This is a genomic window from Pseudomonadota bacterium, from assembly GCA_016195085.1.
Lineage (GTDB): Bacteria > Pseudomonadota > Alphaproteobacteria > SHVZ01 > SHVZ01 > JACQAG01.
Map to the genome: position 1 here is coordinate 1 of JACQAG010000011.1, position 9,720 is coordinate 9,720.

Sequence of the window (9,720 nt, forward strand, 5' to 3'; positions counted from 1 at the left end):
ACCTCATGCATCGAAAGCCAATTGCCCACCTGCTCAACCCACTGCCAGGGCCAAGTCTCAATAACTCCCAATTGACCCTTCAATGCATCTGAATCTAAACCGGACAGCCGTGGGCTTGACCCGGCAATCCATCGTGCGATCGCAAGATGGACCCACGGATCAAGTCCGTGGGTGACGATAAGAGGATGGTTTCACCTCAACGAAACGCGCTCTAGGGGCTCGGGCGCCGCTCACGCCAAGAGGGCGTCGCGGGCACAGGCCTGAGAAGAATAGGCCTCATCCATGTCGATCACGAAGGTGATGATGAGCATATCCACATGCTCGCCGTTGCTCGCCAGCGGAAAGACCATCCGCTCATAGGACACATGCTCGCGCCCCGGCACCGCCACGGCCGCCCGGCGAAAGTTCGGACGGCGGGTGATGATCGGCTTCAGGCACTGGGCGATGATCTCCGGTGCATCCGGCCCGGAGATGATCTCGTCGAGGAAGCGGCCGGTGACCTCCGCGCCGTGGTAACGGACGACCTGGGTCCCCGCCAGGCGAATACGCAACCTGGGTGCGGCACCAGGCTGCGGCACGACCTCCACCAGCGAGAGGTAGGGCAGGAGCTCGGGGACTTCCAAGGGATCGAAGTGCTGGCGGCCCGGCAGCATGCCTGCAGGTGCCTTGGCGCTGAGGTAATCGCGCAGGCGACGGAAGCGGGGATGTCGCTCATAGGGCAAGCGTTCGTGCATCGCACCGCAAGTCCTTACGATTGCCGACTCCCGCGGTTCTGATGAGCCGGGGCATCGCCATGGGGTTGGCGCTGGCATCGGTGCCCGACTATGGGTACCTCGCCGAGCCGGGCGCCATCCATCGTAAGTATGAGACGGCCGGCACTGAGCGCGGCCCTTTGCGTTAACGCCCTTCCGGCCAGGGCAGGCCGACGAGCCTGGGGTCCTTCAGCGTCTCCAGCTCTTGGCGAACGGCGACGAAGCCGGCTTTCTGATAGACGCCGAGTGCCCGGGGATGGTCGAGATCGCAGGTGTGCACCCAGAGCCGCTGCGTCTCGCCTTGCCAGGCGGCGTCGATGGCGGCGTTCAGAAGGAAGCGGCCGAGGCTAAGACCGATGAATTCCGGCATGAGGCCGAAGAAGCTCAGCTCCACCGCGCCGGGGACGCGGCGATCGAGCTCGAAATAGCCTGCCGGCACGCCTGCGACATAGAGGATGGTGATCTCGACTCCGGGATCGTGGATCACCCGTGTGAGCTCCTGGTCGCTCCAGAACCGGCGGCTGATCCACACCCAGTTCCGGCCGACCGCATCGAACAGAAAGCGATAGAACACCACGGTCGGGCGTTCGGCGCGCATCAAGGCCACGCGCACCCCATGGGGCGCCGGCACCTGGCGCTTCGGATTGGCGCTCATCTCGAGGAAGGTCACGACCGTGCTGAGCGGCTTGCGGGGGCCGGCCTCAGGCTCCTTCAGCCAGCGCGCCATCACCACCCTCGGCGTGTGCTCGTAGCCCAGCTTTTCATAGACCGCGCGCACCGATTGGTTGGTCTCGCGGATCATGAGCTGCACCTTCGGCACGCCCTTGGCGGCAAGCCAGGCTTCGGCCTCTGCCACCATGGTGCGGGCGAAGCCCCGGCCGCGCAGGGCCGGATCGACCGCCACGTAGTAGAGCCAGCCGCGATGCCCGTCCGAACCCGCCATCACCGTGGCGACGACGCGCTCGTCCTTCACCCCCACCAGCACGGTCGCATTCTGCGTCGCCCGCGCCAGCGCAAGGTCGGCCACCGGGTCGTTGTAGGAGACGATCAGGTTCGATTGCTGCCAGAGCCGGACGACCGACTCGCCGTCCGGGTCGGCGATGGGGCGGATGAGAAGACCGCTGTCGGCCACGGTTCTCAGCCGGTCTCCGCCGGCGTGTCGGTCCTAAGGCCCCATTCGGACCAGGAGCCGTCATAGATGGCGGCATCGCCATGGCCGAGGAGATAGGCGGCCAGTGCCGGGATGCAGGCAGTCACCCCGGAGCCGCAGGTGACGGTGATCGGCTTTGCCAGATCCACGCCCGCCGCCTTGAACTTCGCCTTGAGCGCGTCCGCCGGCAGCATGGTCTTGAGCCTGGGCTCGAGAATGTCGGGGTAGGGCAGGTTGAGCGAGCCCGGGATGTGTCCGGGACGACCGGGCCAGAGCTCGGGCTCGACGCCCTTGAACCGCCCGGCGGCGCGCGCATCGACGAGCTGGAACGCCTTCTCGGCCATGTTGCTGCGGATCTGCTCCAGGGCCTTCACCAGCTCGGGCCGGAAGCGGGCGCGGAAGCTCTCCGGCTTGGGCTGCTCCTCGCGGTCGGTGACCGGACGCTGCTCGGCCAGCCAATTGACCAGCCCGCCATCCAGCACCGCCACATTGTCGTGCCCGAAGATGCGGAACATCCACCAGGCCCGGGCGGCGCTTTGCAGGCCGAGGCTGTCGTAGCAGATCACCCGGTGCCGATTGCCGATCCCGAGCGCTCCCACCTTGAGGGCGAACAGCTCCGGCTTGGGCAGCATGTGCGGGCGCGGATCGCCCGGTTGCTTGATGTCGTCGATGTCGAAATGCACCGCTCCCTGGATGTGCTTGGCGCGGTACTCGGCCTTGGCGTCGCGCTTCAAGGAGGGGTGAAAGTAGGTGACGTCGATGACGCGCACCCCGTCATCCTCGAGACGGCCGGCGAGCCATTCCGCGCTCACCAACGCATCGGGCTTGGCATAGGTCATTGTCCCTCTCCCATTTTCGGCCGCCAACCCTCACCCTCCCCGCTGTCGCGGGTCCCCTCCCTCTCCCGCATTGCGGGAGAGGGTCGGGGTGAGGGCGGCTTGTGGCTGCAAGCGAATGACGTTGTGCGCCTCACGCGAGCCAATCCGGCACCGGCAGCTTCTTTTCGCGCAGGAAGTCCGGGTTAAACAGCTTCGATTGGTAGCGCTGGCCGCCATCGGCGAGGATGGTGACGATGGTGTGGCCCGGTCCCATCTGCTTGGCCAGCCGAATGGCGCCGGCGACGTTGATTCCGGACGAGCCACCCAGCACCAGGCCCTCGTACTTGATGAGATCGAAGATTACCGGCAGCGCTTCCTCGTCGGGGATCTGCAAGGCGTCGTCGACCGGCGCGCCTTCAAGCTGCTTGGTGATGCGGCCCTGGCCGATGCCTTCGGTGATCGAACTGCCCTCGGGCTTGAGCTCGCCATACTTGTAGTAGCTATAAATGGCCGCCCCCATCGGGTCGGCGGCGACGATCTTGACCGATGGCTTGAGCGCCTTGAGGGCAAGTGCGACGCCCCCGAGGGTGCCGCCGGTGCCAACCGCGCAGGTGAAGGCGTCGAGCTGGCCGTCGGTCTGGCGGAAGATCTCCGGCCCGGTGGTCGTGCGGTGGCCCTCGCGGTTGGCGGTGTTGTCCCATTGGTTCGCCCAGAACGCGCCCATCTCCTCGGCCAGACGCCTGGAGTAGTGGACGTAATTGTTCGGATCCTTATAGGGGACTGCCTTCACCAGCCTCAGATCGGCGCCGCACAGCCTGAGCATGTCCTTCTTCTCTTGGCTCTGCGTCTCCGGCATCACGATCACGGTCTTGTAGCCCCGTGCATTGCCGACCAAGGCGAGGCCGATGCCGGTGTTGCCGGCGGTGCCCTCGACGATGGTGCCGCCGGGCTTGAGGGTGCCCCGCGCTTCGGCGTCCTGGATGATGGCGAGCGCGGCGCGGTCCTTGACCGAGCCGCCGGGATTCACGAATTCCGCCTTGCCCAGGATGTTGCAGCCAGTCGCCTTGGAGGCGCGCTCCAGGCGGATGAGCGGCGTATTGCCGATGGCGTCGATCAAGCCCTTGCGAAAATCCATGGCTGGTGCTCCCGATGCTGGCGGGGGCGGAGCGTAGCCGCGGCGGACGGGAGGCAGCAATGGCCTTCGCGGCCCGTCCCGCCCGCGCGATGCGGAGAAAAACTAGGGCAAAGGCCATCTACCCGCCTTGCTTGACAAGGCCTCGACCCGGCTACGACAATTCCCGCCAAGGGCTGGGGCGGGCTTCGCACTCAGGCCCATCGTCGCTGCCGGCCGGCATCGTCCGGCCCCACCCGCCACCCAACAGGGAGCTCTATCCATGATGAAGTTCGCGGCTGCCGTTGCCGCCTTGCTGGCCTCGACGGCGCTCCAGCCGATCGACGCCAAGGCGGCCACGCCCAAGGACACGCTGGTGATCGCCGATGCGATCGACGACATCGTCAGCCTCGACCCGGCGGAAGCCTTCGAGTTCTCCGGCGAGGACGTGACCAACAACGTCTATGACGCGCTGCTGGCGCTCGACCCCAATCAGCTCGGCAAAGGCTATGCCCCGGGTATTGCCGAGAGCTGGTCGATCTCCCCCGATACGCTCACCTACACCTTCAAGATCAAGCAGGGACTCAAGTTCCATTCCGGCAATCCGCTGACCGCGTCTGACGCCGCCTACACCCTGCAGCGCGCCGTCATCTTGAAGAAGACGCCCTCCTTCATCCTGACCCAGTTCGGCTTCACCGCCGACAACGTCAAGCAGAAGATCCGCGCGACCGGCCCCGACACGCTGGTCTTCGAGGTCGACAAGCCCTATGCGCCGAGCTTCGTTCTGAACTGCCTCACCGCCAATATCACCTCGATCGTCGATCAGAAGACGCTGATGGCCAACGAGAAGAGCGGCGATATGGGCTATGAGTGGCTGAAGACCAACGACGCCGGCTCCGGCGCCTACAAGCTCAGGAGCTGGAAGGCCTCCGACAGCTACATCCTGGAGAAGGCCGACGGCGTCTATTGGCGCGGCGACCCGCAGATGAAGCGGGTGATCATGCGGCACGTGGCGGAGACCGGCGCCCGTCGCCTGTTGCTCGCCAAGGGCGACATCGACGTGGCGCGCGGACTGCCGCCCAACGACATCGCCGCCTTGAAGAAGGATTCCGCCATCCGCGTCGACGACGACCTCAAGGGCCGCATCTACTACTTCAGCCTCAACATGAAGAACCCGACTTTGGCCAAGCCCGAGGTCATCGAGGCGATGAAGTACCTCGTCGACTATGACGGCATGCGGGCCAATTTGTTCTCCGGCCAGATGCTGGTGCATCAGGCGTTCTTGCCGCGCACCTTCCTGGGCGCCATCGACGATGCGCCCTATCGCTACGATGTCGCCAAGGCGAAGGACTTGCTGAGCAAGGCCGGCCTCTCCAGCGGCTTCTCGGTCACCATGGATGTGCGCACGCAGTTCCCGACCAAGGACATGGCCGAGGCGATCCAGGCGAGCTTCGCCAAGGGCGGCATCAAGCTCGAGATCATCCCGGGCGACGGAAGGCAGACCTTGACCAAGTACCGGGCGCGCAACCACGACATCTATATCGGCTCCTGGGGCCCGGATTATCCCGATCCGAACACCAATGCCGACACCTTCGCGCGCAATACCGACAACCGCCAGGAGTCGAACAACACCGGCTCGCTCGCCTGGCGCAACTCCTACGACATCCCGGCCTTGACCAAGATGACCGACGCGGCGACCTTGGAGAAGGATTCGGCCAAGCGCGCGGTCATGTACGGGCAGATCCAGCGCGAGCATCAGCGCACCTCGCCCTTCGTCATCATGTTCCAGGAGCTGGTGCAGACCGCCGAGCGCAAGAACGTGACCGGCTTCATCACCGGCGGCCCGGTGGCGAACGCCTTCTACTGGACGGTGAAGAAGCAGTAGGGCGCGTTCCTAAAGGCTAGTGACCTACGAGCGACCCTCACCCTCCCCGCTATCGCGGGTCCCCTCCCTCTCCCGCATTGCGGGAGAGGGCTGGGGTGAGGGTTGTGCTTGACCGGCGTCGGAATTGCGGCGCCGCCGCCCGGAATGGGCTCCGCGATCCTGAAGCAGCGGCTGAGGACGGCATTCCGCATCGTCAGCTCGGTTCTGCTGACGTTTTTCGGCCTCATGGTCGTCACCTTCTTCATTGGCCGCGTGCTGCCGATCGATCCGCTCTTGGCGGTGGTCGGCGACCGCGCAGCGCCCGATGTCTACGCCCTGGCGAAGGCGCGCCTAGGACTCGATTTGCCGCTCTACGTCCAGTTCTATCGCTATGTGATCCAAGTGCTTGCGGGGGACTTCGGCAAGTCCCTGCTCACGGCCCGATACGTCATCGACGACATCAAGCGGGTGTTTCCCGCCACCCTTGAGCTCGCCACCACCGCCACCTTGTTCGGCGTCGTCATCGGCGTGCCCATGGGGGTCATGGCCGCGGTCAAGCAGGGCCGGCTGCCGGATCAGATCGTGCGCGTGCTCGGCCTCTTCGGCTATTCGATCCCGGTCTTCTGGCTCGGCCTCATGGGCCTCCTCCTGTTCTACGGCACGCTCGAGATCGCCCCCGGCCCGGGCCGCGTCGACATCATCTTCGAGGATATGATGGAACCGCGCACGGGGCTCATCCTCATCGATGCCGCGCTCGAAGGCGAATGGGACATCTTCGTCTCGGCACTCCGGCACCTGGTGCTGCCGGCCGCCATTCTGGGCTATGCCAGCCTCGCCTATGTCAGCCGCATGACCCGGTCGTTCATGCTGGAGCAGCTGGGCCAGGAATACATCACCACCGCCCGGGTCAAGGGACTCTCCGAGCGCCGCGTGATCTGGCGCCACGCGCTCGGCAATGTGCTGGTGCCGCTCATCACCGTCATCGCGCTCTCCTATGCGAACCTGCTCGAGGGCGCGGTCCTGACCGAGACGGTGTTCGCCTGGCCCGGCATCGGCCAGTATCTGACCCGAGCGCTGTTGGCCGCCGACATGAATGCGGTCTTGGGCGCCACCATCGTCGTCGGCATGGTCTATATCGGCGTCAATCTCCTCTCCGACCTGCTCTACCGCATGGTCGATCCGAGAGCGCGGTAGGCAGGCCGATGATGGAGCGATGCCCCCACCCCAGCCCTCCCCCGCCGACGACGGCGAGGGAGGGAGCAAGATCCGCCTCCTACTCCCTCCCCCATGCGGTCAGCGTGGGGGAGGGCAGGGGTGGGGGCACGTCGCTATCACGGCGAGCGGCAAGTCGATGATGGCCATGCTCCCGCCCCAGGGCCTCAAGGCCTGGCTGCTCGCCGATACGCCGCAGTCCCGCCTGCAGGCACGGGCTGGCCAAGCCTTTCTCTCCTGGCGCGCGTTCACCAGCAACGGCTTGGCGCTGATCGGGCTCGGCATCGTGGTGGCGCTGATCATCGCTGCGATCTTCGCCCCGGTCTTGACGGGCTACTCGCCGATCGCCCAGGACCTCTCCAGCCGGTTGCAGCCGCCGAGCGCCGCCCATTGGCTCGGCACCGACGAATACGGCCGCGACACCTATGCGCGCATCCTCTTTGGCGCCCGCGTCACCCTCTACATCGTCGTCCTGGTGGCGGTGACGGCTGCTCCCTTGGGCCTCATCGTCGGCACGGTCGCGGGCTATCTCGGCGGCGTCGCCGACACGGTGCTCATGCGCGTGACCGACGTATTCCTGGCGTTCCCGCGGCTCATCCTGGCGCTCGCCTTCGTCTCCGCCCTTGGCCCCGGCATCGAGAACGCGGTCTTGGCGATCGCGCTCACCGCCTGGCCGCCCTTCGCGCGCATCGCCCGGGCGGAGACGCTCACCATCCGCTCCAGCGACTTCATCGCCGCCATCCGGCTGCAGGGCGCCTCCCCCATGCGCATCGTGCTGGGCCATGTGATCCCGCTCTGCACCTCCTCGCTCATCGTTCGCGTCACCCTCGATATGGCCGGGATCATCCTGACCGCCGCCGGCTTGGGCTTTCTTGGCTTGGGCGCCCAGCCGCCGATGCCGGAATGGGGTGCGATGATCTCGACCGGGCGACGGTTCCTCTTGGATGAATGGTGGGTCGCCACCATTCCCGGCATCGCCATCTTCATCGTCTGCCTCGGCTTCAATCTCCTGGGCGATGGGCTCCGCGACGTGCTCGACCCGAAGAGTTCATGACGGCTTCGCCGCCCCTGTTGACCGTCGAGGACCTCTGGGTCCGCTTTCACACCCGCAAGGGCCTGGTGGAGGCGGTCAGGGGCATCAGCTTTTCGGTCGGGCGTGAGAAGCTCGGCATCGTCGGCGAGTCCGGCTCCGGCAAGACCATGACGGGCCGCGCCATCCTGAAGCTGATCCGGCCGCCGGGCGAGGTCGCCGCCAGGCGCATGGATTTCTCCGACATCGACCTCCTGGCGGCGAACGAAGTCGATATGCGCCGGATCCGCGGCGAGCGCATCGCCATGGTGATGCAGGATCCGAAGTTCTCCTTGAACCCGGTGATGACCGTCGGCGACCAGGTGGCCGAGGCCTACCAGGTGCATACTGCCGCCGGCACCGCCGAGGCCAAGACCCGGACCCTGGAAATGCTGGACGCGGTCAAGATCCGCGATCCGGCGCGGGTCTACGGCCTCTATCCGCACGAAGTCTCGGGCGGCATGGGCCAGCGCATCATGATCGCGATGATGCTGATCCCCGATCCGGACCTCCTCATCTGCGACGAACCGACCTCGGCTCTCGACGTGACCGTGCAGATGCAGGTGCTGGCCATCCTCGACGACCTCGTCAGCAAGCGCGGCATGGGCCTCATGTTCATCAGCCACGACCTCAATCTGGTGGCGAGCTTCTGCGACCGGGTGGTCATCATGTATGCCGGGCGCATCGTCGAGACCTGCCGCGCCAAGGATCTGGACAAGGCCACGCATCCCTACACCCGCGGCCTCTTGGCCTCGCTGCCGCGGGTCGACCGCCCGGTCGACGAGCTGGCCGTTCTCTCCCGGGATCCCGCCTGGGCCGAGTCCGCCGGCGTGGACGCGCGGCAATGACGCCGATGATCGAGGTGGCCGGGCTCGACGTGGTCTTCGGCCATGGCCCGGATGGGGTGCATGCCGTCCGCCATGCGTCGTTCCGCGTCGTCGAAGGCGAGTCTTTCGCGCTCGTCGGCGAGTCCGGGTCGGGCAAGTCGACGGTGCTGCGCGCCCTCTCGGGCCTGAATCCGGCTTGGACCGGCGACATCATGGTCGCCGGCCGCCAGCAAGGGCCGAAGCGCCAGAAGGAATTCCATAAGCTCGTGCAGATGGTCTTCCAGGACCCCTATGGCTCGCTGCATCCCAGGCACACGGTCGATCGCGTGCTCTCCGAACCCATGGCGATCCACGGCATCGGCGAGGTGGAGCGGCGGATCGAGGCGGTCTTGGGCGATGTCGGCCTCGGCCCCGCCTTCCGCTTCCGCTATCCCCACCAGCTTTCCGGCGGCCAGCGCCAGCGCGTCGCCATCGCGCGCGCCCTCGTGCTCGAGCCGAAGATCCTGCTCCTGGACGAGCCCACCTCGGCGCTCGACGTCTCGGTCCAGGCGGAGATCCTGAACCTGCTGCTTCGCCTGAGGAACTCCCACGGGCTCACCTTCGTGCTGGTGACCCACAACCTCGCCGTGGTCTCCCACATGTGCGACCGGCTGGCGGTGATGAACCGCGGCCGCATCGTCGAGGAGATGACGGTCGAGCAGCTCCGCCGCGCCGAGCCACGGGAGGCCTATACGCGCCAGCTCCTGACCGCCAGCCTCGGCTACGACCGCACCAAGGCCGATGCGCTTTTGAGCTTCGACTAATTGGGAAATCGTCATGGCCGGGCTTGACCCACGGCTGTCCGGTTTAGTTTTTGTAGACAGGGCGCATGACGTTGATTCATCTGCGTCTGGAACGTCTGGCAACGTTTCTGAACA

Annotated in this window: 9 protein-coding genes and 1 pseudogene; 5 read left to right on the plus strand and 5 right to left on the minus strand. The window is 66.0% G+C overall.

The window, feature by feature from the left end; translation table 11 throughout:
• Positions 1 to 230: 230 nt before the first annotated feature.
• From HY058_03155 to HY058_03175, 5 genes and pseudogenes are all read right to left on the minus strand, one after another.
• Complete coding sequence (locus HY058_03155) at positions 231 to 734, minus strand: PAS domain-containing protein (GenBank protein MBI3496285.1); 504 nt, start codon at positions 732 to 734, stop codon at positions 231 to 233.
• Between the two features lie 163 nt (positions 735 to 897).
• Positions 898 to 1,479 (minus strand): GNAT family N-acetyltransferase, encoded by a 582-nt coding sequence (locus HY058_03160; protein ID MBI3496286.1) that lies wholly within the window; start codon positions 1,477 to 1,479, stop codon positions 898 to 900.
• A pseudogene (locus HY058_03165) lies at positions 1,453 to 1,884 on the minus strand (GNAT family acetyltransferase). Before HY058_03165 ends, HY058_03160 begins: the two are co-directional and overlap by 27 nt.
• A 5-nt stretch (positions 1,885 to 1,889) precedes the next feature.
• Positions 1,890 to 2,741: a sulfurtransferase gene (locus HY058_03170; protein ID MBI3496287.1), complete on the minus strand. Its 852-nt coding sequence runs from the start codon at positions 2,739 to 2,741 to the stop codon at positions 1,890 to 1,892.
• Between the two features lie 130 nt (positions 2,742 to 2,871).
• Complete coding sequence (locus HY058_03175) at positions 2,872 to 3,855, minus strand: cysteine synthase A (GenBank protein ID MBI3496288.1); 984 nt, start codon at positions 3,853 to 3,855, stop codon at positions 2,872 to 2,874.
• Between the two features lie 262 nt (positions 3,856 to 4,117).
• Here HY058_03175 and HY058_03180 point away from each other — a divergent pair, with 262 nt between their 5' ends.
• The 5 genes from HY058_03180 (at position 4,118) to HY058_03200 (ending at position 9,606) form a co-directional block, all read left to right on the plus strand.
• On the plus strand, positions 4,118 to 5,716 hold the full coding sequence (locus tag HY058_03180; GenBank protein MBI3496289.1) for an ABC transporter substrate-binding protein: 1,599 nt from the start codon (positions 4,118 to 4,120) through the stop codon (positions 5,714 to 5,716).
• A 144-nt stretch (positions 5,717 to 5,860) separates the two neighbouring features.
• The gene (locus HY058_03185) at positions 5,861 to 6,889 is read left to right on the plus strand and encodes an ABC transporter permease (GenBank protein MBI3496290.1); all 1,029 of its coding nucleotides are present in this window, start codon (positions 5,861 to 5,863) and stop codon (positions 6,887 to 6,889) included.
• Between the two features lie 157 nt (positions 6,890 to 7,046).
• Positions 7,047 to 7,961, plus strand: coding sequence for an ABC transporter permease (locus tag HY058_03190; protein MBI3496291.1), 915 nt, complete (start codon positions 7,047 to 7,049; stop codon positions 7,959 to 7,961).
• Complete coding sequence (locus HY058_03195) at positions 7,958 to 8,824, plus strand: ABC transporter ATP-binding protein (protein ID MBI3496292.1); 867 nt, start codon at positions 7,958 to 7,960, stop codon at positions 8,822 to 8,824. The genes HY058_03190 and HY058_03195 overlap by 4 nt, the downstream gene beginning before the upstream one ends.
• A 5-nt stretch (positions 8,825 to 8,829) precedes the next feature.
• Entirely contained in the window at positions 8,830 to 9,606 is a 777-nt protein-coding gene (locus HY058_03200) for an ABC transporter ATP-binding protein (GenBank protein ID MBI3496293.1), read from the plus strand.
• Positions 9,607 to 9,720: the final 114 nt, after the last annotated feature.